18 protein-coding genes and 1 tRNA gene are annotated in these 21,457 nt (G+C 59.7%); 16 read left to right on the forward strand and 3 right to left on the reverse strand.

Features of this window, described 5'->3' with window-relative positions; all coding sequences use genetic code 11:
• The first annotated feature begins 15 nt into the window (after positions 1-15).
• From C7401_RS04685 to C7401_RS04715, 7 genes are all read left to right on the forward strand, one after another.
• Positions 16-798, forward strand: a complete 783-nt coding sequence (locus tag C7401_RS04685; protein WP_112170169.1) for a BON domain-containing protein — start codon at positions 16-18, stop codon at positions 796-798.
• The gene (locus C7401_RS04690) at positions 798-1,148 is read left to right on the forward strand and encodes a c-type cytochrome (RefSeq protein ID WP_112170170.1); all 351 of its coding nucleotides are present in this window, start codon (positions 798-800) and stop codon (positions 1,146-1,148) included. Before C7401_RS04685 ends, C7401_RS04690 begins: the two co-directional genes overlap by 1 nt.
• 67 nt (positions 1,149-1,215) lie before the next feature.
• Positions 1,216-1,291, forward strand: a tRNA-Ala gene (locus tag C7401_RS04695).
• A 503-nt stretch (positions 1,292-1,794) separates the two neighbouring features.
• Positions 1,795-2,934, forward strand: coding sequence for a DNA phosphorothioation system sulfurtransferase DndC (gene dndC, locus C7401_RS04700; RefSeq protein ID WP_112170171.1), 1,140 nt, complete (start codon positions 1,795-1,797; stop codon positions 2,932-2,934).
• Entirely contained in the window at positions 2,924-3,136 is a 213-nt protein-coding gene (locus C7401_RS46070) for a DNA modification system-associated small protein (RefSeq protein WP_112170172.1), read from the forward strand. Before dndC ends, C7401_RS46070 begins: the two co-directional genes overlap by 11 nt.
• Positions 3,137-3,148: 12 nt before the next feature.
• On the forward strand, positions 3,149-5,221 hold the full coding sequence (gene dndD / locus C7401_RS04710; RefSeq protein ID WP_112170173.1) for a DNA sulfur modification protein DndD: 2,073 nt from the start codon (positions 3,149-3,151) through the stop codon (positions 5,219-5,221).
• Entirely contained in the window at positions 5,218-6,762 is a 1,545-nt protein-coding gene (locus C7401_RS04715; RefSeq protein ID WP_112170174.1) for an FtsK/SpoIIIE domain-containing protein, read from the forward strand. Before dndD ends, C7401_RS04715 begins: the two co-directional genes overlap by 4 nt.
• Positions 6,763-6,973: 211 nt before the next feature.
• Here C7401_RS04715 and C7401_RS04720 read toward each other — a convergent pair whose 3' ends face one another.
• Positions 6,974-9,460 (reverse strand): DNA phosphorothioation-associated putative methyltransferase, encoded by a 2,487-nt coding sequence (locus C7401_RS04720; RefSeq protein WP_220092806.1) that lies wholly within the window; start codon positions 9,458-9,460, stop codon positions 6,974-6,976.
• A 777-nt stretch (positions 9,461-10,237) separates the two neighbouring features.
• On the opposite strand from C7401_RS04720, the gene C7401_RS04725 reads away from it, so the two are divergent.
• The gene (locus tag C7401_RS04725) at positions 10,238-12,676 is read left to right on the forward strand and encodes a BsuBI/PstI family type II restriction endonuclease (RefSeq protein ID WP_112170176.1); all 2,439 of its coding nucleotides are present in this window, start codon (positions 10,238-10,240) and stop codon (positions 12,674-12,676) included.
• A 533-nt stretch (positions 12,677-13,209) separates the two neighbouring features.
• Positions 13,210-13,434, forward strand: a complete 225-nt coding sequence (locus C7401_RS04730; protein WP_112170177.1) for a SymE family type I addiction module toxin — start codon at positions 13,210-13,212, stop codon at positions 13,432-13,434.
• 132 nt (positions 13,435-13,566) lie between these two features.
• Here C7401_RS04730 and C7401_RS04735 read toward each other — a convergent pair whose 3' ends face one another.
• Positions 13,567-14,013, reverse strand: a complete 447-nt coding sequence (locus tag C7401_RS04735; protein ID WP_112170178.1) for an SRPBCC family protein — start codon at positions 14,011-14,013, stop codon at positions 13,567-13,569.
• A gap of 152 nt (positions 14,014-14,165) precedes the next feature.
• Here C7401_RS04735 and C7401_RS04740 point away from each other — a divergent pair, with 152 nt between their 5' ends.
• On the forward strand, positions 14,166-14,459 hold the full coding sequence (locus C7401_RS04740; RefSeq protein WP_112170179.1) for a hypothetical protein: 294 nt from the start codon (positions 14,166-14,168) through the stop codon (positions 14,457-14,459).
• A gap of 286 nt (positions 14,460-14,745) precedes the next feature.
• Here the strand turns inward: C7401_RS04740 and C7401_RS04745 are convergent, their stop codons facing one another.
• Positions 14,746-15,054 carry a DUF4148 domain-containing protein gene (locus tag C7401_RS04745; protein WP_112170180.1) on the reverse strand — a complete coding sequence of 103 codons (309 nt, stop codon included), beginning with the start codon at positions 15,052-15,054 and terminating at the stop codon, positions 14,746-14,748.
• A 254-nt stretch (positions 15,055-15,308) separates the two neighbouring features.
• Between C7401_RS04745 and C7401_RS04750 the strand changes: the two genes are divergently transcribed.
• The 6 genes from C7401_RS04750 (at position 15,309) to C7401_RS04775 (ending at position 21,448) form a co-directional block, all read left to right on the forward strand.
• A complete protein-coding gene (locus tag C7401_RS04750) occupies positions 15,309-15,563 on the forward strand; it encodes a BufA1 family periplasmic bufferin-type metallophore (protein WP_112170181.1) in 255 nt (84 codons plus the stop codon).
• Positions 15,564-15,603: 40 nt separating this feature from the next.
• Positions 15,604-16,452, forward strand: coding sequence for an MNIO family bufferin maturase (gene bufB, locus C7401_RS04755; protein WP_112170182.1), 849 nt, complete (start codon positions 15,604-15,606; stop codon positions 16,450-16,452).
• Complete coding sequence (locus C7401_RS04760) at positions 16,449-17,228, forward strand: HvfC/BufC family peptide modification chaperone (RefSeq protein WP_112170183.1); 780 nt, start codon at positions 16,449-16,451, stop codon at positions 17,226-17,228. The genes bufB and C7401_RS04760 overlap by 4 nt, the downstream gene beginning before the upstream one ends.
• Before the next feature lie 282 nt (positions 17,229-17,510).
• Entirely contained in the window at positions 17,511-19,013 is a 1,503-nt protein-coding gene (locus tag C7401_RS04765; RefSeq protein ID WP_112170184.1) for a sensor domain-containing diguanylate cyclase, read from the forward strand.
• A gap of 102 nt (positions 19,014-19,115) precedes the next feature.
• Positions 19,116-19,733, forward strand: coding sequence for a DUF2239 family protein (locus tag C7401_RS04770; RefSeq protein WP_112170185.1), 618 nt, complete (start codon positions 19,116-19,118; stop codon positions 19,731-19,733).
• Between the two features lie 410 nt (positions 19,734-20,143).
• The gene (locus C7401_RS04775) at positions 20,144-21,448 is read left to right on the forward strand and encodes a solute carrier family 23 protein (RefSeq protein WP_112170186.1); all 1,305 of its coding nucleotides are present in this window, start codon (positions 20,144-20,146) and stop codon (positions 21,446-21,448) included.
• The last annotated feature ends 9 nt before the right edge of the window (positions 21,449-21,457 follow it).

Below are 21,457 nucleotides of genomic sequence, written 5' to 3' on the forward strand. Positions count from 1 at the left end.
AGAGAGGGGAAGTTGATGAGCAGATACGGCATGACGCGCGCGCTGGCACGGACCACGCTGACGATCGGCTTCGCAGCCTCGCTCTGCGCAAGCTTGCAGGGCTGCTTCCTGGCGCTGGCAGGCGCGGCGGGCGGCACGGCACTGGTGGCGACCGACCGCCGCACAGTGGGCTCGCAAACCGAGGACCGCGAGATCCAGGTGAAGGCGCTGGCCGACCTCGGCAAGCAACTGCCCGACACGGCGCACGTGAACGTGGCGGTGTTCAACCAGCGCGTGCTGCTCACGGGCGAAGTGCCCGACGACGCCTCGAAGCAGAAGGCCGAGAGCATCGTGCGCGCCGTGACGAACGTCGAGTCGATCGTGAACGAACTGGCGGTGCAGCCGGCGAGCTCGTTCTCCTCGCGCGCGAACGACTCGTACCTGGAAGGACGCGTGAAGGCGGAGCTGGTTGCGTATAAGGACATCTCCGCGAACAACTTCAAGGTGGTGAGCGAGCGCGGCACGATTTATCTGATGGGGCTCGTGACGACGCAGGAAGGGAGCATCGCCGCCAACGCGACGGCCGGGGTGATGGGCGTGGCGCAGGTGGTGAAGTGCTATCAGTACATCAAGCCGGAGCAGGCGGCGGTGGCGAATGCGGCGGCGCCGAGCGCACCCGCGGCTACGCCTGCCGCCGACGAGCCGACAGTTGGAGCGGTGCCGGATTCGGGCGTGACTTCGCAGCCTATCGAGCATCAGGCGCCGGCGCCGGTGACTAATTCTTCGGCTACGCGGCCGGGGAATACGGGGGCTATGTGATGGGGCGTTTTGCTGGTCGTGTTGTTGCTGCGGGGTTGGTGGCGGGTGTGGCGGTTGCCGGGTTCGCTTCGCCGGCTTTTGCTGCTGTGGCTGATGGGATGAAGGTGGCTCAGACGAATGCTTGCATGGGATGCCATGCGGTGGATCGCAAGCTGGTTGGGCCTTCGTTCAAGGACATCGCCGCGAAGTACAAGGGCGATGCTGCCGCGCAGGCCAAGCTGGAGAAGAAGGTGCGTGACGGCGGGGCCGGGGTTTGGGGGGCGATTCCCATGCCTTCGCACCCGGGGATGAGCGCCGCCGATATCCATTCTGTTGTGGGGTGGGTGCTCGCTGGGTCGCCTTCGAAGTGAGTTTGCTTAGGGTCAAATTTGACGCTTGGCAAAACGGATTTTGTGTGTGTAGAATCAGTGGTTCGTTGGGGCGGTAGCTCAGCTGGGAGAGCGTCGCGTTCGCAATGCGAAGGTCGGGAGTTCGATCCTCCTCCGCTCCACCAAAATTTGCTTTAAAAACAACGCGCTACGTCTTGCGATGTAGTGCGTTGTTTTGCATTCTGGAGCAGGTTTTTGCATGCCCGCTCGTGGCGAGCTGTTGGCGGCAAAGCGGTGGCCTTGAGGTGGCATAAATTCGTTCGCAAAGTGCCGTGATGCAAGCGGCCGAAGCGAAGAACCTGTTACGCGTTCGCAACCTACTGCGGCTGAGTGCATTATTCGCTTTCGCCCGACCCGGCTAGCATGCAAGCCTATCTCATAGTCGATGACTAGCTGAATGCCTGCAAAGGCCCGTCGTCAGAATTCGCTGCGGCGTGACATGAAATCTGATTGCGCTTCGGCAGATGTGGCGAATTTAGCTGAGTTTATCCCGCCCCTGTGCGCCCATCTGCCGCCCTCATCCAGTTAGATCAGGTTGAGCCGCAATGCGGGGGCGGTCGCGCCCAAGTGGGGCCGTGTGCATCGGTATAATACTGGGCAAAGTCAAGACTGTAGGAAGTAATCAATTATGGGCACAGTAGAGCCGCTGTACGCGGAGCCAAACGTCGATTCGCTCTGGCGCGAAATCCTGCACGAAGTCCGGGAAGAGTACCTCTCGGAATCGCAACACTACCCGTGGATTGTGGGCTTCTCCGGCGGAAAAGACTCAACGCTCGTCGCTCATGCAGTATTTGAAGCGCTGTTGTCTATTCCGCCCTCTGCTCGTACCCGCCCCGTCCACATCGTATCGAACGATACCCAGGTCGAAAGTCCGTTTGTTGTCGCGCACCTGAACGAGGTCACGGAACAAATTCGGCGTGCCGCAGAGAATCTCGACCTGCCGATCGACGTGGCAAGAACCCAGCCCGACCTCGACAAGACGTTTTGGACGTTACTGATAGGCAAAGGCTACCCTAGCCCTAATTCGAACATGCGCTGGTGCACGGATAGGCTGAAGATCGCACCCACGAGTTCGTACATAAGGAAGTACGTTTCGGAATGCGGGGCGGCCATTGTTGTGCTAGGCGTGCGAAGCGCCGAAAGCAATAAGCGCCAGCAGACGATTCAACGTTACCAGAACCTACGAAATTCGCGTCTCAACGAGCATAACGACCTTTCGGGGGCGCTTGTGTATCGGCCCATCGTGCACCTGACAACGGATGACGTTTGGGAGTTGCTTGGGAGTATGGATGCCCCGTGGGGCGGGACGCATGGTGCGCTCTTCAAACTCTATCGGGACGCTGAGGGGGGAGAGTGCCCAGTCGTTTTGAGCAAGGAAGAGGCCCCTGGGTGCGGGACCGCAAATAGCCGATTCGGGTGCTGGACCTGTACCGTCGTCGAGAAGGACCGGAGTTTGCAAGGCTACATCGACGCAGGGAATCACCAGTATCGTCCCCTCGTGGATTTCAGGGACTGGCTGAAGTCAATTAGAAATGATCCCATGCGGCGCCAAGCGATGCGCCGGAATGGCCGGCTCACTTTCGACGCGACAGGGCGTCACATTCCAGGTCCGTTCACAATCCAGGCGCGCCGAGAGATATTGGATAGGTTGCTGGCGACGCAGGCAGAATTCGATAGCCCGCTGATATCGCAGGCGGAGCTCGATCTTATCCACGAAATTTGGGCCAAGGAATTGCAACAGGATACGGGGGTGGGAGATGGAAACTAATAGCGATGACGGGTATTTGGCAGATTTGCCCCTGTGGTCCGACGATGAAGCCAAGGCAATCTTGGAGGAAGTGTGCAGCAAAAATGGTGTGGGCGTTGATGTCCTAGCCGAGCTAGTTATTACGCAGCGCGAACGACAGCATCAGGAGCGCGCTCATGGTATCAACAAGCGATTCGAAGAAATTCTCCTCCGTCTAGAGTAAAAGAGCATAAGAATGTGGATCTCACGGATTGAGTTAACGAATTTTAAATCGTATGCGCATCAGGTGTTCGAATTTCCAGAGCCCATCGATGGTCGCAATATCGTATTGGTTGGCGGGCTGAACGGCTACGGTAAGACATCTATCTTGGAGGCACTGTATTTGTGCCTTTATGGTAAGGACGCGCTCATTCATCTTGCACGCGCCGGACTGAAAACCGATGAAGTGCGAGGTTATCCGACTTTCTTAGAGCGCGCGCTCAATGGAGAGGCGAAGCGTGACGGTCGCGACACAATGACTGTTCGCGTCACTATTCATCGGACCCGTACGAAAGCGGTGGACATTGCAAGAAAGTGGTTTTTCCGTAGCAATGGTTCATGGTCCGCTGACGAAGAGGCCATCGTCCGCAATGTAGTTCGTGATATCCCCGACGCTCCGCGCCGCGACGGAAAGGGCGGATTCCATCTATCTGATCTCCTCGACGAGATATTTGTCCCCGCACACGTCGCCCCGTTTTTTTTCTTCGATGGTGAAGAGGTTAAAAAGCTTGCAGACCAGTCTCGGGTCGAACAGGTCAAGCAAGGGCTTGAGGGGCTTCTGGGAGTTGTGCTGTTGCGCGAACTTGCCGATAGGTTGAAAGCGTTCGAACAGTCTAAACGTGGCGAAGTGACGAACGTCGACGAAGAGAAGCTTCAACAGGTACTTACTGCGCTTACCGAGAACGAAGCAAACCTTGCTACGTTACGTCAGGCTACCGATAGTTCGGATTCGGAAACGGCCAAGCTGCGCGTGCAACGCGAAGCGCTGATCGAGCGAATTACGTCGGCCGGCGGCGGTGGCGGGGATATTGCGACAGTTAAGGACTTGGTGGAGGAGCGGGAGCAACTGCGAAATAAGCGAAAAGAGTGCTTGCGCAAGATAGAAGAGGTGCTTGCAGGGCGGCTACCATTTCATCTGGTGTCGCGAGACCTCATGTCTGTGTTCAAGAAGCAGTTGGAGAGTGAAATTCGGCTTGTTGAGCATGAAGCTGAAAAAAATGCCCTCACACCCCGAAAGGCGCGATTTGAAGAGGCGTTTCTCAACGGAGACGGTCCGGCAATCAGCCCGGCATTAACAGAAGCACAGGTGCTCAGTGTAAAAGCGCGGATTGAATCTGCTTGGGCAAGTCTGTTCTATCCGCCACCGGAGGGATGCGCACGAGAAGTTATCCATGATTACCTGCATGGTACCGCGCGCACCGAGGCGTTGTCTTTCCTTCGATCTATTCCTCTTGGGCAGGAGGAAGTTCAGGAGCTTCTGACAGAGCAGTCGTCACTTAACCAGCGGATCGAAGATCTTGGCAGAAAGATTTCGCGGTTGGAGGGCATCGACCGGGATGGAACTTTGGCGGGACTGAAGGCCGATCTTGATCGCGTTCAATCTCGCCTCGATGAACTGGCTGAAGCTGGACGAGCAGCGGATCGGAAGTTGACGTCACTTGAGGCAACGGTTGCGTCGCAACGCTCGGAATATGAGAGGGAGCGCCGAAAGCTCGATGCGTCGAGCCCTGCGCGTGCGCAGATTCAACGTTCGGAGCGGGTAAGAAATGTGATCGATGATGTAATTCCTGCTCTTTTCCCTTTGAAAGTCAAGCAGTTGGCTTCAGCAATGACACAGGTTTACAAGTCGCTCGCGCACAAGGATTTGGTCGCGAAGATTGACATCAAGAACGACGGAACCACCGTTATTTTGGGTAAAACCGGTAAGGAAATTGCTGTCGACCGTTCGGCTGGGGAAAACCAAATTTTTGCCACAGCTCTAATTGCCGGACTGGCCAAAGTATCGGGGGTGCGCGCACCGATGGTCGTCGATACACCGCTCGGGAGACTGGATAGCAAGCACCGACAAAATATCCTTGCATTTTGGACTGGCGATAAAGCACGACAGGTAATTCTGCTTTCGCAGGACGAGGAAATTGATTACTCGTTCTACAAGCATATCCAGGATAGTGTTGGTAAGACATACCTTCTCGAGCACGTCGACGTGGGTGATGGAATTGGGCGGACTACTGCCCGAGAAGATGCGTATTTTGGCCGAGGCCGTCGATGAGCGATATCTCCATATCTCAAGTTCTCAGCTCCCGCTATAGGACTAGCGGCGAAGCTGACCGCATGACTAACTCGCTGATGAACCATTTGGGGCTCTCCACACGAGCGAATGTCGCCCGCTTGGCCATTGGTCGATCCTTGGGCCTCGGTGCATTGCCTCCGGATGGCGTGGACGCTAAAGGTTTCGAGATACCGGCGCAAATCCTGTTTTCGAGCTCTGATATCGCAGTCTGGGTCGGCTTGATTGTTGCACACACTAAGTTGCATACGGGAGAGGCACTCCGGTCAGTTGACGCGCTCCGCACCGCTGTTCGGCTGCATTGGCATCGGGGGGTGAGGTTGTTGATGGATGATTGGATTGGTTGCGACGAGGACTACGATCGCTTCGTTGAAACCTTAATCAATCGCCGGGCGTCGTTGCCTGACACTGCGTCGCGAGTGACTGCTACCGAAGGTGGGAGTCAGCCAGCAACCAAGAGCGCTGAGGACGTCTCGTCGGTCCTCATCAATGCACTCGCCGATATGGGTATTACTGCGGAACCGCGGGGATTGACTCATGGACCACGCCTTACGCGTTACAAGCTGTACCTACCGGACGTCAATCACTTCTCCAAGCTTAAACGTGGGTTAGAGCAGCTCGCGCTTGGTCTTGGATTGAATAACCATATTCCGACCTTGTGCGGCGCCGAAGAGGCACGAACGATCTACCTCGATATCCCTCGAGCCGTCGAGACTTGGACGTACACCGGCTTTAGTGACCTCAGGGAGTGGATAAAAGCGGCCCCCACCAGCAGTAACCAGTTGCTCGTCTTTCCGGGTGTCGACGTGCTGGGCCGCCCGTTCTCGTTCAATCTTGCTGAGGCACCGCACCTGCTTATCGGTGGGGCGACCGGTATGGGGAAAAGTGTTTGCGTTCATTCGCTGATTGCCTCGTTGGTCCTGCAGCACAGCCCAACAACTTTGAAGCTCGCACTCATCGATCCGAAGCAGGTGGAGTTTTCCGTTTATCAAGGGAGTCCGTTTCTCTTTGGAGGTGAGATCGTTTCGACGCCTAGCGACGCCCGCTCACTTCTGCAGGCTCTAGTGCAAGAGATGGATGTGCGGTATGAGCAGTTCACGAAAATTGGCGTGGCGAATATCGCGGAAGCTAGAGCGAAGGGAGTATCGTTGCCGTTCGTAGCTGTCTTCATTGAAGAACTCGCCGACTTGATCTTGCAGAGTCGCGATGTAGAGAACTCAATCATACGACTCGCTCAGAAAGCTCGCGCCGCAGGGATCCACCTCATTCTCGCGACGCAAAGACCCGATGCGAAGACGTTCTCTGGCTTGGTCCGAAGCAATATACCGTCGAGGATTGCATTGACCGTGCAAAAGGCAAGCGAGTCGACGATCATTCTGGATGAGACTGGAGCGGAGTCGCTGTTGGGGAAAGGAGATATGCTGATTCGAGCAGCAGGCCGTGCTCCTGAACGGGTCCACGGAGTTTATGTTGGGCGTACGGACCTTGAATCGATAATTCGTGAGCGCCGAGATAGGCCCTGAAGTTGACACGCCGGCGCTTGCGTTGCAAGCGCCGCACGATTGTGGCGACGAACTTGCCAATCACATCATGCGTAGGCCAGCTCACGTCGAAGTCTTGCACGAGAGACGTTTCATCGCAACTGGTCGACGCAGCACGATGGCCTCAGCGTGGTTTTGTTAGCGTGTTGAGTCTTCTCCGTGACGTCGCATATCTAGCAATCAAAAGGCACTACTATGTCTTCCTACGCGTATTCAATGCAGTGTTGAGTCCCATCGAAAATGGACGCGGTAGCACGCTTCCGCTTGAGGTGGGGACCAGCGCGTATGCTAGTCTCGCAGGTGTCGGTGAAAAGCTGACATGAATCGGACGATTACGACCGTAGTAGTAAAGTCTATCGAAGACGACGTGATTGATGATCCAGTGCGCAACTTCATCCATCGCTTCGTCCTCCACAATGAAATCGCATGCCGCTCCCCTGCGGTCACATATTGGTTTGCCATTAGGTAAATGTTCACAACTCGCATGCTGATCGAGCTTCGGAGCGATTCCACCACGAATCTGTTTTGTGAGAGTGGAGGACGCAAAACCATAGGTAAGCCGAATTGGGCCATAGTAATCAATCACTGGGTCTAACACATTGACGGCGAGATCATGCAGGGCATTGTATGTCTCAGCATTGAGGGGAAGGTTGCGCAGGCCGAGTTGCCTTTGGGTTTCGCCACATTCAATTAGTGCCCGATAAGTTAGCCGTTCCCCACATAAAGTGTCGAGGTGTGGGATCGAGGTGCTTGGTTCGATTCTTGATCCGTTGATGCAAAGTCGGTGTGCTTCTAGTTTTCGTGCTAGTGATTCCGCACTTGGACCAAATTCACTGGCGCCAGGAATCCCTATGCGCTCCAGTGCTTCGTCAAAGGCAGCCTGTTCTGCATAGCCCGGATGCTCCTCATTCAAATAGCGGCTCTTGTGATAGAGAAATGGCATTGGATATTGCTCAGTTCCGTAATCAAATATGTCGTAATCGAGTTTTCGTAAGTTTACTTTAATTCGGCGGAGTAGCCGAGGGAGTGGGGCTGAATCAAAGTCTTCAAATTCCATCAGGCTCAGTTTGCCGGATTCGATGTGAATCTTAATCAGCTGAATTTCACTCAACGAATCCCAAAGTCGAAGGCCGCAATTCACGTAGACGCGCAGCACGACGGGTAACCGTTCTACAAGGGATATATGCAACTGTAGCGAATGGGTGCCATCTAGATATCCGAGACCCGCTGAAGACGCGCGTCGGCACGCGTCAAGGATTGAAGCGGGGTTTGCGGCCTCTTGCAACAGTCGAAGGCCTGTATTTTGCGCCACGCGATAATTTCCAAAGAATGCTTTGATATCGCGTTGAAAGCGCTCATCGAGACTCCGATATGGTGGTCGTCTATTAAATTGCTGCATTGCAAGTGTCAAGCAGAGGTCATCCGCACGTATAAGGGCAGCGGAAGCCAGCAGTGTCTGATCAAAGTGGCGTTGAAGCTTCCGCAGCGCTCGATTCAAACTGCCGAACTCGTCGATGATACTGTTTAGCACGGGAACTTCATCTGGCTCTGGGTGACGTCCAAGCTCCAATGTCGTCGCCCAAAGTGGTGCAAGATTCGCTCTTTCCTGAGCGAGGTGGAGTTTTGAGCCTGACGGCCGGTGATCGGCCGTACGCGCGGGTAGGGCGACTTTGAATCTAGTTCGTTGGACTTGGATCAGCGTGCGTGCTAGGCCGTGGCGTCGAAAGCGCGTCGAAGCGAAGCGCTGTTCCTCCTCGGCCGTGGCGAATACGAACGCGATCCCAGGAGCGACCATAAAAGCTTCGCGATCAAGAGCTAGTTCGAGGTAATCTCGTAACTCGGCTTGGGAAAAATACTTCTGAAAAGTGTTGCGCGAAGTCAGAAAACCATCTCTGTAGGGTTTTCCGGCGGCGTTGCCGTTGTTGAGCATGACGCTTACACAAAGCACCGTTTTTGCAAGCGCGAAAGCTTTGGAGAGTGCTTCCACGCGTTCTGCTGGGTTCTCGATGACATTGATCACAAAGCCAAGATTGACAGTGTCCGCTGCCTTCAGTGGTTCGTCAGGACAAAAATAGGGATCCCATCCTCTCGCCGATACTCCGATGCACGCCAACGCATTGATATCTCCGCCTCGTCCGCATCCGTAGTCGAAAAAGCTTCGTTCTGCATCGAGGAAGCCGTACCTTTGGAGAAGCTGGACTGGCGTGGATATCACTGCGCGTGAAAGCGCGGTGAGATGCCGGCGAATTGTGCCGCTTTCTGGCAAATCGGGTAGGGCGTCGTCGGGGGGAATATCGTTTCCAGCCGGCACAAGGCAGTGGCCGACTATTGTTAATCCTTTTTGCTGAAGAAGTTGCCGCCAGTTCATCGCGAAGCCGATCGTCGTCGTATTGTCGAACAAGCCGACAGCCTCGGCTGACGACGTCAACTCGGCCCAGGCGGCGTACTTCGGATGGCCTTCTCCGACTAGTAGCTCTTTTCGGTGCAGAATTGGCGGATTGAGAGAATCGCGATAGTGACGAACAGAAGCCGGTTGCTGTGCGCCTTCAGGGAAGACCCATGATGCCGCGAGCGCAGGAAATGGGTCTTCGAAGAAATCTGGATAGTGCAGAAGTGCTACACAGCTTGTGCGGACGTTGTATTTAGCGACGTTAGGGATATCGTGAGCGTCTGACGGCATTGCACCGATTGCCGCCTCTATCTTTGATCGTATTGTCGAGTCATGAACGTGGGCCAGGACGTCTAGGTGAACGTAAAACTCATCGGCTACCCTTTTTCCGAGAGAACGCATGAAGGCCTCTGTGCGGGAAGTAAGCGGGGCTGCTACTGCGCTGTGTTCCATAGCAGTGCAAGACGGTATTGCGTGCGCGCGTCAAACTCGTCTTGTGCAAACAGCATCTTAGAAGAAACGACAGCCGCGGACCAATTGCCGCTACAAGTTTCGGGTGGCCGCAAAGCGTAGTTTGTAGTTGATAGCATATTTTGGTCAACTGACGTGCGCATATTCCTCGGATGCCGCTGCCTTAAGGCCGCCTCCAGATGCTGTGACGTGCGATACAGTAAAGGCTAGGTTGGCTAAAGGTTTGTGGTGCTAGAGAAATCTGTCAGCATTAAAGCCGGCCAGCACCAAGAGTCAAAGTGGGGATCAGTTGAGAGGGCAGCCCAGAAGGTAGGTCTGTACACAGGGCGCCTGTAAGATTTTCTTGAGACCGCTTGGCCTATAGTGTCTAAGTTGGGTAAGCGAGAACGCGATCCGCCCCGGCCCCCCCACTTAAGCGACTGTCCGAATTTGCGAGGCCACCTTCTCTGGGGGCGTGCTCGGACCGCAAGGCTCCGAAAACTCATTCAAGTTCAAAGGCTTAGCGCACCACCCCGCCGCATGAAATAATTACCCCCTTTGAGCGACTGTCGCGAACCGCATCACCCACCGCTACGCCCCCGATGCACCAAGGATCAAATGAACGCGTTGCTTTCCCTCTCCGAGGCCTTGCGGCTTACCGTTTCAAGTGAAACGAATCGGACCCACAAAAGCAACTTTGGTCAATTCATGACGCCGGCCGCCACGGCCGGGTTCATGGCTTCGCTACTGGATCTCGATCAGCCCAACATCGCATTGCTCGACCCCGGAGCGGGTCTCGGCGCGCTGACCTGTGCCGTCGTCGATCGTTGGCAGCAAGTCCGCGCGAAAAGGAGCCGGTTGACAGCGGTTGCCCACGAGTTGGACGACGATTTGCGCCAGCACCTGGCGGCAACGCTGTCTACGCATGCCATCGCAGGCTATGGCGCTGAAGTCCGCCACGGCGACTACCTGCGAGCCGCTGCGGCGTCCATCTTGAAGGGCGAAGCGCCGTACACCCACGCCATCATCAACCCGCCTTATAAAAAGATCGGCGTCGCTTCGGACGCACGATTGTGCGCGGGGGAAGTGGGACTGACAGTCGTGAACCTCTACGCCGCCTTCGTAGGGTTGGCCCTCGCCCAAGTCCAAACAGGCGGACAGCTCGTCGCCATTATTCCGCGCTCCTTTTGCAACGGGCCGTATTACAAGAGCTTTAGGGAATGGATTCTCGCGAAGGCAGCGATCGAACGCGTCCATTTGTTTGAGAGCCGCACGCAGGCGTTCAAGGACGACGCCGTTTTGCAGGAAAACCTGATCATCCTCCTTCGACGCGGCGGAAACCAAGGCGACGTCACTATCAGCACATCCAGCGACGACACTTTTACCGATGTTCGCGAGCGTCCCGTTCCCTATATCGCAGTCGTCAAGCCAGACGACGCTGACGTCTTTTTCCATGTCTCCATGGATTCGGCCGCAGGCGCTCTTGAAACCGCTCCAAACATCAAATCGAAGCTCGCGGACATCGAGTTGATGGTCTCCACCGGGCCGGTCGTGAGTTTTCGCACACGAGATCACCTGCGAGCTCGGCCCGCAGCCAGAACGGTGCCAATGATCTATCCGGCGCATTTCAAAGATTTCGGGTTGTCGTGGCCAATTGATAACCCAAAAAAGCCAAACGCTATCGAAGCGAACGCGGAGACTGCACGTTTGCTTTACCCCGGCGGTGGAATGTACGTAGCGGTACGCCGCATGTCTTCGAAAGAGGAGAAGCGTCGCGTCAACGCCGTTCTCGTTGATTCGCACAGCCTGGGGAATCCGTCTTCACTCGGTTTCGATAACAGCTTGAATGTCTTTCACTGCAACAAGCAGCCCCTCGATCCGGATCTTGCCCTTGGGCTCGTCGTGTACTTGAACTCGTCAGCCGTGGATCAGCATTTCCGGCGTTTCAACGGGCACACGCAGGTCAATGCAACGGATCTGCGCAACATTCCTTACCCGGCGAGGGAGGATCTGTCTCGCCTTGGAGCTTGGGCTCGCGAGCACGCGGCACTCACGCCTGAAGCCGTAGACTTGAAGATGAACGAACTTTTGGAAGGAAGCACACACCCGATGGACAACGATCAGCGCATAGCAGAAGCGCTTTCCGTATTGAAGGTTTTGGACTTCCCGAGGGCACAGATTAACGATCGGTCGGCGCTTTGCCTGTTGGCGTTGCTAGACCTGAAAGGCGATCAACCGTGGAGCACCGCTGGTGATCCCTTGATCGGCATTACGCCGATCATGACCTGGGTGCGCGAGCACTATGACCGGCCCTATGCGCCCAATACGCGCGAGACTTTCCGTCGTCAAAGCATGCACCAGTTTGTGGACTCCGGTTTGGCGCTGTATAACCCCGACAAACCCGAGCGTCCCGTTAATAGTCCAGCCGCGGTTTACCAGATCGCGCCTGAGGCGTTGGCCCTTCTTCGTCAGCACGGTTCGTCGCAGTGGGCTTCTGCGCTCGCAATCTATCAACAGAATCGTGTTGGATTGGCGGAACGATACGCACAGGCCCGTGACATGAATCTGATACCTGTCCGGATTCCGGGTGGCGCTGTACTGGAACTCTCCTCAGGAGACCACAGCGCTTTGATCGCCGCCATTATCGAGCAATTTGGACCTCGATTCGCTCCAGGCGCTGATCTGATTTACGCCGGCGATACCGGCCAAAAGATGGGCTACTTCAACGAAGAGCAGCTGCATGGCTTGGGGGTTGTTGTCGACCAGCACGGCAAAATGCCCGATGTCATTCTGTACGACCGCAAGAGGAATTGGCTTCTCCTGATTGAAGCCGTTACGAGTCACGGTCCCGTAGATGGAAAACGGCATAACGAATTGGCCCGGCTATTCGTGAAAAGCTCGGCTGGGTTGGTGTATGTGACCGCGTTTCTCGGAAGAAAGGCGATGGGTAAATACCTCTCCGAAATTGCATGGGAAACCGAGGTATGGGTTGCTGAGGCACCCGATCATCTGATTCACTTTAACGGTGATCGTTACTTGGGGCCGCACAGCAAGTAACCCTTGATCTGCTCGCGCGAGTATCACTCGGGCTTGCAAGATAGTCAGAACCTCGCGGTCACTGTTCGATTGCCCGAGTGATAAAAAACGTGTAGTAACGAGAACCCCGCTCCAGTGGGGTTCTTTCGTTCAAGCGCGAATCTCCGACATGGCGAGCATAGCCAATCTGTCTTGAATCAAGCAATTTTCAAAAGAAAAATTAGATAAGATCAATGCAATTTACTGCAACGAATATTCCTATAAAATAGGATTGCCAATAATAATTTAAAAGCTTTGGGGAAGTGAGTTATTAGGCAAACAGCTAGGCCCGCCGCGCACCAGGCACAGCTCAACGTCTCACCTACACCAGCAGATCGCAGCACTACAACAACTACCCAATCTCAAACAGCAACTCGTCTCAGAAATATCGGAATCCATGCTCACCGTGGCACAGAAATAGAAGGAGCATCAAGGCAGTAAACGAAGCGCGGGCTGTGAGTGTTACCAGCACTCACAGCCCGCTAACCAAAACCAACTCAACACAGGAGTTGACCATGGCTAACGCCAATCTTAATGCATCGCACGCTCACCCTGAGCGCCGCGTAACCATCCAGCAGTCGTGGCGGTACCGCCGCTTGAGCGCGCGAACAAGAACAGATCCTCCGCTATACCCTTGGATCAAGCTAGCCGGCCGATGGCTCGAACAAGCAGGCTTTGAGGCAGGCCAGCGCGTAAGAGTCAGTGTGGAGCACCAGCGGCTGGTAATCACCCCAGACTGACCCAAGCGGCAGACGCAAAAATCCCAAACAACACGAAGGCCGCGAACCCACAGGATTCGCGGCCTTCATGCTTTCGAATTCTCACCTCAACCAGACGTCAAAAAAGGACAACGCCAACCGCCCGACTGCCCCTCACTGCTTGATCTCCGCCTCAACAAGCTTGGCAAGCAACGCCAGCGACTCCTGCCAGCCGAGATAGCAGGCCTCAGTCGGAATAATCTCCGGTATCCCTTCCTGCACCACCGTCATTTCCGTGCCAAAAAACACCGCACGCAGGTCCACGGTCGTCTGCATCGTGCCGCTCAGATGCTGATCCTCGAACACCCCGGTGTAGCGAAGCCGCTCATTCGGCACGAGTTCCAGATACTCGCCCCCAAACGAATGCCCATGACCGGTCGTAAAGTTCGTAAAGGACATCCGATACCGGCCGCCCACCTTCGCATCGAGCTGATGAACCGTGCAGGTGAAGCCATTCGGCGGCAGCCATTTCACGACCGCGGCGGCGTCGAGAAAGGCGCGATAGATACGTTCCGGCGGCGCGCGCAGCACGCGATGAAGGCGAACGGTGTTCGATGCCATCTCCAGACTCCCAGGGTGGTGGTTCACCCTGCAATCGTAGGCCACTCGCCCAAACCCATCGCCTAAACTTCCCAATACCGAAGAAGGCCCGGCCGCTCACCCCCGGCCGGGCATTGCCCGCAGCCGCCCAACGGCGGCACCCGGAGGCCACCATGAGTGCTCAACCGCTTGCGATGCATCAGGTCGATTACGAAGGCTTCGAGATCCACGTCAGCGCCACGCCAACCGAAGAGGGCGCGAGCCGCTACACCTACACCGCCTACGTCTGCCATCCCGGCGCGAATCCCGCGCAGCCGGGCCACACGGTCACCTACCACGCCGACGGCGACGAGACCTGGCGCAGCGAGCAGGACGCCACCGACGAGGCGGTGCACGTGGGCCGCAGCATCATCGACGGAACCCACCCCGATCTTTCCGTGTTGTCGCTCGTCACGCACGGCTTCTGAGCGCGGCGCGGCGCCTTCGCGCGCGCCGCCGCAACCCGTGTTCGAAACAGCGGGCCGCGTGCGGTGCGAGGGGAAGGGGAAAAAGGCCCGGACCGAAGTCCGGGCAAAGCCACCGGACATCCGGCGGCGGAGGTTTCGGTGCGTGCGCCGCGCGCGTTGCACGCGGGGCGCGAAAATAGCAACGGGCCCGCTCTCTCTCAATCAGGAGAGCGGGCCCGTGGGGCGGCACGCGCGCGATGCGCGTGCCGTCGTGCGCGTGTCAGCGCGCACGACGCGTGAGCCGCGATTACTGGCCGAAGTAGGTCGGCTTGATGTTCGGTGCGCGATTGCCGGCTTGCGTGCTGCCGTTGGTCGATGCGCCGTAGGCCGTGGCTTCAGCGGCGTTGTTCTGCTGCGCAACGCGTGCCTGGGCCGCTTGCATGTCGGCCGGGTAGTACGGGCTCGACAGGCCCGGGCGGTAGCCGGCCTTCTCCAGCTGGACCAGTTCTGCCTTGACTTGAGCGCGCGTCACGGGCGCCTGGTCGGCTTGAGCGAACGACAGGGCCGGAGCGGCGAGGACGGTAGCGGCGAGTGCGGCAGCGATCAGATTCTTCATGGTAACAACCTCCAAAAATTATGTGTTCGATTCGTAACAATCGTGTTGTTCGAGTCGTTGGTGAGACTTTATTGCAGTGCACTTCAAAGAGAAATACCGTAATCCAGCAAACATCGTTACTGGAATCGCAACAATTTCGGCGCTCTGCGGCGATGTAATCGGGTCGTGCCCCGCGCGGTGAGGCAAAATAGTGCGCGCGCAGGCCAGCACGCCACGCGCTGCAAACCCCATTTCGAAGCTCAAGGAGAATCGCCATGAAGAACCCAATCGGCCGTCAGGCGCTGATTGCCGCCGCGCTGGCGGGGCTTGCGACGGCCGGCGCGAGCGTCGCCCACGCCGACGACACCGTGAACTGCTACGGCGTCGCCAAGGCGGGCCAGAACGACTGCTCCAGCAAAACCGGCGTGCACGACTGCGCGGGCCAGGCCAAGGTCGATCACGACAAGGGCGACTTCAAGACCATGCCGAAGGGCACCTGCCAGAAGCTGGGCGGCACGCCGGAAAAATGAGCATTGCGGCAAACGTGGCGCGCGCGCCGGAGCGCGTGAAATGAATGCGGCGCGCGCCCCGCAAGGCGTGGGCATCGGCCTGCGTCACGCGCACTACGAGGCCTTCATGGCGGGGCCGCCGCATGTCGACTGGGTCGAGGTGCACAGCGAGAACTATTTCGGCGATGGCGGCTACGACCTGCACGTGCTCGAAACAGTGCGCCGCGATCTGCCGCTGAGCCTTCACGGCGTGGGGCTCGGGCTCGGCTCGGCCGCGCCGCTCGACACGGCGCATCTTGCGAGGCTCGCGCGGCTCGTCGGGCGCATCGAGCCCGCCGTCGTTTCCGAGCATCTTTGTTGGGGCGCGAGCGCGCAAGGGGCGCTGCACGATTTGCTGCCGATGCCGCTCACGCAAGCCTCGCTCGATCATCTTTGCGCGCGCGTGGCGCAGATGCAGGACGCGCTGGGCCGCACCGTGCTGATCGAAAATGTTTCGACCTACGTAAGATTTCGCGACGACGCATACGGCGAGGCGGAATTCCTCGCGGCGCTCGCGCGGCGCACGGGTTGCGGTGTGCTGCTCGACGTGAACAATCTGTACGTCAACCAGTGCAACCACGGCGAGGACGCGTTCGCGGCCATGGCCGCGCTGCCGCCGCAGTTGGTCGGCGAAATCCATCTGGCGGGCCATACGGCAACGGCCGCCGCCGTGATCGACGATCATGGTTCGCGCGTCGCACCGGCGGTCTGGGCGCTGTACGAAGCGGCGCTCGTGCGATTTGGCAACACGCCCACGCTCATCGAATGGGACACGGCGCTACCGGCGCTCGACGTGCTGCTCGACGAGGCGCGTCTTGCGCGTGAGCGCCTCGTGAAGCACGCGCATCCCGAAGCGGAGCCGCGCGCATGACATCGCACGATACGCTGGAGGCGGCACAACAGGCGTTTGCCGCCGCACTCGACGATCCCGCCGCCGACACCGCATTGGCCTGCCGGTTGCTGCCCGCCAATGCCGAACGGCTGCACGAACGCCTCGGCCTCTATCGCGGCAACGCGCGCGCCGCGAGGCGTCTTGCGCTGGCCAATGCCTATCCCGTGCTCCTGGCCCTGACCGGCGACGCCTATTTCGACGCGCTCGCGCTCGCCTACTCACGCGAGCATCCTTCGCGCGACGCGGACCTCAATCGCTTCGGCGCGCAGTTGCCCGAGTTTGTCGAGCGCTACGAAACGCAAGCGCGCTACGCGTATTTCGCCGATGTGGCGCGGCTCGAATGGGCGCTGCACGTCGCCGCCTATGCCGCCAACGCCACGCCGCTCGATGCGCAGCAGTGGCAGGCGCTCGGCGCGCAGCGCCTCTCGCAGTCGCGGCTCCATGTGCATCCCGCGTGCGCGGCGCTCGCCCTGCACTTCGATGCGGCGGCGATCCTGCGCGCTCACGAGCCAGGCGGCGAGTGGCCGGAACGCGTGGATGCATCGTCCTGGGCGCTCGTGGTGCGGCCACACTGGCGTCCGATCGTGCTCGTGCACACGCACGCCGCACACGCCGCATTCCTCGCGCTGCGCGACGGCGCAACGCTCGACGCGGCGCTGGCGCTTGCCTTCGACATCGATCCTGCTTTCGACTTCGGCGCGCAGTGGCGCGCGTGGATCGAGGCGCGCGCAATCGTCGGAGTCCGCAACGACTGAACGCCCGCAAAGCCCCGCCTTTGCGCGGCCCGAAATAAAACAGAGGAATCCGGATGAATTGCTCAGGACAATGAGCGCGCAAGAGCGAGGCCCGGTCATCCCACCGGGCCCGTCGATGGCAACCGGACTTGCCCGCATGGCGGCGCGCGCTACCGCATGCGACGATGCGCGAGGATGAATGCATACACTCGGCGAGCGTCCGTTCGCCGATGTACACTCGATTGCATACCGGCGTGCGCGGCGCCGGGCATTTCCCGCCAGGCCAGCCCCCGAAGGCCCGACATGATGACACGCCGACCCTACGCCGTGATCGCCATCGGCATTGCGCTTGCCGGGGCGCTGACGCTGATCGCCGCGTGGGTCATGGCGCAGATGCGGCACGACGCGCTCGCGAGCGCCCGCGCGTCCGCCTACAACATGGCGCTGCTGTTCGAGCGCGACACGGCGCGCAATTTCGACGTCTACGCGCTTTCGCTACAAGCCGTGGTGGATGCCATCAACGACCCGCGCCTGGCCGCGCTGCCCCCCGACATTCGCCAGAACGTGCTGTTCGATCGCTCGGCCACGGCGAAGAATCTCGGCGCGATCTTCGTGACCGACGCGGCGGGCGCCGTCGTTTTCGATTCGCGCGCGGTGCCGCCGCGCGAACTCAACGTGGCCGATCGCGACTACTTCACGGCGCAGCGCGATTCACCGCACGTGGGCCTGTATCTGAGCCGGCCGTTCATTCCGCGCGACGGCCCGGCCAATGCGACCATCGGCCTGAGCCGCCGGCTCTCGAACCCCGACGGCTCGTTCGCGGGCGTGGTGGTCGGCACGATGCGGCTCGACTATTTCCGCCAACTCTTCAGCGGCGTGGACATCGGCCGGGACGGCGCGGTGGCGCTCACGCTCGCGGACGGCACGCTGCTCATGCGCAGCCCTTACGATCCCGCGCTGATCGGCCAGAGCGTCGCCGAATCCGCGCTCTACCGGCAATTCGGGCACACGCAGTCGAGCGGCTTCTTCGCCGTCGGCCCGCTGGACGGCGTGCGGCGCTGGTTCGCGATACGCCGCGTGGGCGGTTATCCGCTGGTGTTCACCGTGGCCGTTGCGGCGGAGGACATCTACCGCGAATGGCGCGTGCGCGCCTGGATTATCGGCACGCTCACGGCGGTGCTCGATGCTTCGCTCATCGCGCTCGCGGTGATGTTCACGCGCCAGTTGCGCCGCCGCGGCGCGGTGGAGGCCGAACTGCGCGTGCAGGCGGGCACCGACGCGCTCACGTCGCTTGCGAACCGGCGCGCCTTCGAAACGCGCGCCGACCACGAATGGGCGCGCGCGCGCCGCTCGGGCACACCGCTCTCGCTGGCGCTGCTCGATGTGGACCGCTTCAAGCTCTACAACGACCGTTATGGCCACCTCGCGGGCGACGACGCGCTCGCGGCGGTCGCCCACGCGATTGGCGCGCATGCCCGGCGCGCGGCCGACTGCGCGGCGCGTTACGGCGGCGAGGAGTTCGTGATGCTGCTGCCGGAGACGGGCGAAGCCCAGGCGCTCGTGCTGGCGGAGAAGGTACGCGCGGCGATCGAGGCGCTGGCGCTGCCGCACGAGGGCAGTCCGAACGGCGTGCTGACCGTGAGCGTGGGCGTGGCCAGCACGACGCAGAGCGCGTTCGCCAACTGGCGCGCGCTGACCGACGCCGCCGACGCGGCGCTCTACACCGCTAAGCGCTCGGGCCGCAACCGCGTGGCGGCATGGCTGCCCGCCACCTCCGCCGACGTCGCGGACCGCTCGGGTTCGTGACGCATTCCGCTGACCTCGATCAAATTTTACCCGGATGATATTGCATTGCATAATTTACCCGGATAAAATTCGCCGTCCATTGCACGAAACAAGGAGTGAGTCATGGTGGCGAAACACGGTTGCACGGCGTTTGCGGGCACGCGCCTGATCGCGCGCGGCGCGCCGCTCGTGGTGGCGCTGGCGGTCAAGGCGGAAATCGAGCGTGAAGGGAATGAACACGGCGCGGCGGTGCTGGTCTTCGACGACCGCGACGCGCGCCCGGTGGAGTTCGACCTGCGCGGCACGGAGCGCGACATCGCGGCGCGCCTCGGCGCGCAAGCGGGCGACGAGGAGAGCGACGCAGTCCCCACGCCTGACGAAACGCCCGACGAAGCACCGCGCGGCCGTGGCCGCCCGAAGCTCGGCGTGGTCGCGCGCGAAGTGACGCTGTTGCCGCGCCATTGGGACTGGCTCGGCGCGCAACCTGGCGGCGCTTCGGTGGTGTTGCGCCGGCTCGTGGATTCGGCGCGCCATGCGAGCGAATCGCGCGAGCGCGTGCGCGCGGCGCAGGAAGCCGCGCATCGCTTCATGACGGCGCTGGCGGGCAATCTGCCCGACTACGAGGAAGCGCTGCGCGCGCTCTATGCGGGCGAGCGCGCTCGCTTCGAGACGTCGCTCGCGGCCTGGCCGCAGGACGTGCGCGACTACGCATCGGGATTTGCCGAAGCGGCCTTCGCGTGACGGGCCAAGACCACGCGACCAGGCGAGCGCGCAAAAAAAACCGCTCAAGCCGAAAGGCAAGAGCGGATAAGTCGGAGAGTTTACAACTTACAACCTCTGCATGAACTGTCATGGGGTCACGCAGCCATGTCAGTGTAGGTCTGGCTTCTCGCGCCTAATATAGGAGGAGTCTTAAATGCCATTCGGCATTTACTTAAGATCCGATCGCCCGGCCCACAAGGCATCCGGGCGGCATTCACACGCGATGAAGCCTGCCGCGCGCGCGGTGTTTCGCACACCCGACATCCGGCTTGCCACGCCGATTGCGGCTCCGTACACTCGCGCGTGACCTGCATCAAGGTCGGCCGCTTCGTTCCGTGCGCGCCAAAAACCAGAACCAAACCACAAAATCCCGCCGACAAGAGGAACCCATGTCCGACTCCTATTTCCCCCGCTGGCGCGCGCAGACCGGCCCGGCCCGCAGCGTCGTGGCCCCCGACGAGCGCCTCGCCTGGCCGCAGATGTTCGCCATGGGCGTGCAGCACGTCGTCGCCATGTTCGGTTCGACCGTGCTCGCACCGCTGCTCATGGGCTTCGACCCGAACCTCTGCATCTTCATGTCGGGTGTCGGCACGCTGCTGTTCTTCGTGGTGGTGGGCGGGCGCGTGCCGAGCTATCTTGGTTCGAGCTTCGCGTTCATCGGTCTGGTGATCGCGGTGACGGGCTATGGCGGGCAGGGGCCGAACACCAACATTCCCGTCGCGCTGGGCGGCATCATCGCGTGTGGCGTGGTGTACGCGCTGATCGGCGTGCTCGTCTCGGTCATCGGCACCAAGTGGATCGAAACGCTCATGCCGCCTGTGGTGACGGGTTCGATCGTGGCCGTGATCGGGCTGAATCTCGCGCCCATCGCCGTGAAGGGCGTGAGCGCCTCGACCTTCGACTCGTGGATGGCCATCGTCACCGTGCTTTGCGTGGGCGGCGTGGCCGTGTTCACGCGCGGCATGCTGCAACGCCTGCTGATTCTCGTCGGCCTGCTGATCGCCTATGCGATCTACGCGATCGTCACGAACGGCATGGGCCTCGGCAAGCCGATCGACTTCTCGATCGTCGCCAACGCCGCGTGGTTCGGCATGCCGAAGTTCATGGCGCCCGTGTTCGATCCGCACGCAATGACGCTGCTTGCGCCCATCGCCGTGATTCTCGTCGCGGAGAACCTGGGCCACATCAAGGCCGTTTCGGCGATGACGGGCTACAACCTCGACCGCTACGTGGGCCGCGCGTTTATCGGCGACGGGCTCGCCACCATCGTCTCGGGTTTCGCGGGCGGCACGGGCGTGACCACCTACGCGGAAAACATCGGCGTGATGGCGGTGACGAAGATCTATTCGACGCTCGTGTTCGTGATCGCCGCGCTCATCGCGCTCGTGCTCGGCTTCTCGCCGAAGTTCGGCGCCGTCATCGCGACGATTCCGGGGCCGGTGCTCGGCGGCGTGTCGATCGTCGTGTTCGGCCTCATCGCCGTGACGGGCGCGCGCATCTGGGTCGTCAACAAGGTGGACTTCTCGGACAACCGCAACCTCATCGTCGCGGCCGTCACGCTCGTGCTGGGCGCGGGCGACTTCTCGCTCAAGCTCGGCGGCTTCGGGCTGGGCGGCATCGGCACCGCCACCTTCGGCGCGATCATTCTCTACGCGCTGCTGCGCCGCAAGCCCGCGCAGGAAGCGACGCTCTGAGCGCGTAAC

Source organism: Paraburkholderia unamae (assembly GCF_003268775.1).
Lineage (GTDB): Bacteria > Pseudomonadota > Gammaproteobacteria > Burkholderiales > Burkholderiaceae > Paraburkholderia > Paraburkholderia unamae.

Bases quoted from the DNA above. Each gene is read 5' to 3' on its own strand.
- C7401_RS04685 (WP_112170169.1), top strand. From the start codon at position 16: ATGAGCAGATACGGCATGACGCGCGCGCTGGCACGGACCACGCTGACG.
- C7401_RS04690 (WP_112170170.1), top strand. From the start codon at position 798: ATGGGGCGTTTTGCTGGTCGTGTTGTTGCTGCGGGGTTGGTGGCGGGT.
- dndC (WP_112170171.1), top strand. From the start codon at position 1,795: ATGGGCACAGTAGAGCCGCTGTACGCGGAGCCAAACGTCGATTCGCTC.
- C7401_RS46070 (WP_112170172.1), top strand. From the start codon at position 2,924: ATGGAAACTAATAGCGATGACGGGTATTTGGCAGATTTGCCCCTGTGG.
- dndD (WP_112170173.1), top strand. From the start codon at position 3,149: ATGTGGATCTCACGGATTGAGTTAACGAATTTTAAATCGTATGCGCAT.
- C7401_RS04715 (WP_112170174.1), top strand. From the start codon at position 5,218: ATGAGCGATATCTCCATATCTCAAGTTCTCAGCTCCCGCTATAGGACT.
- C7401_RS04720 (WP_220092806.1), bottom strand. From the start codon at position 9,460: ATGCCGTCAGACGCTCACGATATCCCTAACGTCGCTAAATACAACGTC.
- C7401_RS04725 (WP_112170176.1), top strand. From the start codon at position 10,238: ATGAACGCGTTGCTTTCCCTCTCCGAGGCCTTGCGGCTTACCGTTTCA.
- C7401_RS04730 (WP_112170177.1), top strand. From the start codon at position 13,210: ATGGCTAACGCCAATCTTAATGCATCGCACGCTCACCCTGAGCGCCGC.
- C7401_RS04735 (WP_112170178.1), bottom strand. From the start codon at position 14,013: ATGGCATCGAACACCGTTCGCCTTCATCGCGTGCTGCGCGCGCCGCCG.
- C7401_RS04740 (WP_112170179.1), top strand. From the start codon at position 14,166: ATGAGTGCTCAACCGCTTGCGATGCATCAGGTCGATTACGAAGGCTTC.
- C7401_RS04745 (WP_112170180.1), bottom strand. From the start codon at position 15,054: ATGAAGAATCTGATCGCTGCCGCACTCGCCGCTACCGTCCTCGCCGCT.
- C7401_RS04750 (WP_112170181.1), top strand. From the start codon at position 15,309: ATGAAGAACCCAATCGGCCGTCAGGCGCTGATTGCCGCCGCGCTGGCG.
- bufB (WP_112170182.1), top strand. From the start codon at position 15,604: ATGAATGCGGCGCGCGCCCCGCAAGGCGTGGGCATCGGCCTGCGTCAC.
- C7401_RS04760 (WP_112170183.1), top strand. From the start codon at position 16,449: ATGACATCGCACGATACGCTGGAGGCGGCACAACAGGCGTTTGCCGCC.
- C7401_RS04765 (WP_112170184.1), top strand. From the start codon at position 17,511: ATGATGACACGCCGACCCTACGCCGTGATCGCCATCGGCATTGCGCTT.
- C7401_RS04770 (WP_112170185.1), top strand. From the start codon at position 19,116: ATGGTGGCGAAACACGGTTGCACGGCGTTTGCGGGCACGCGCCTGATC.
- C7401_RS04775 (WP_112170186.1), top strand. From the start codon at position 20,144: ATGTCCGACTCCTATTTCCCCCGCTGGCGCGCGCAGACCGGCCCGGCC.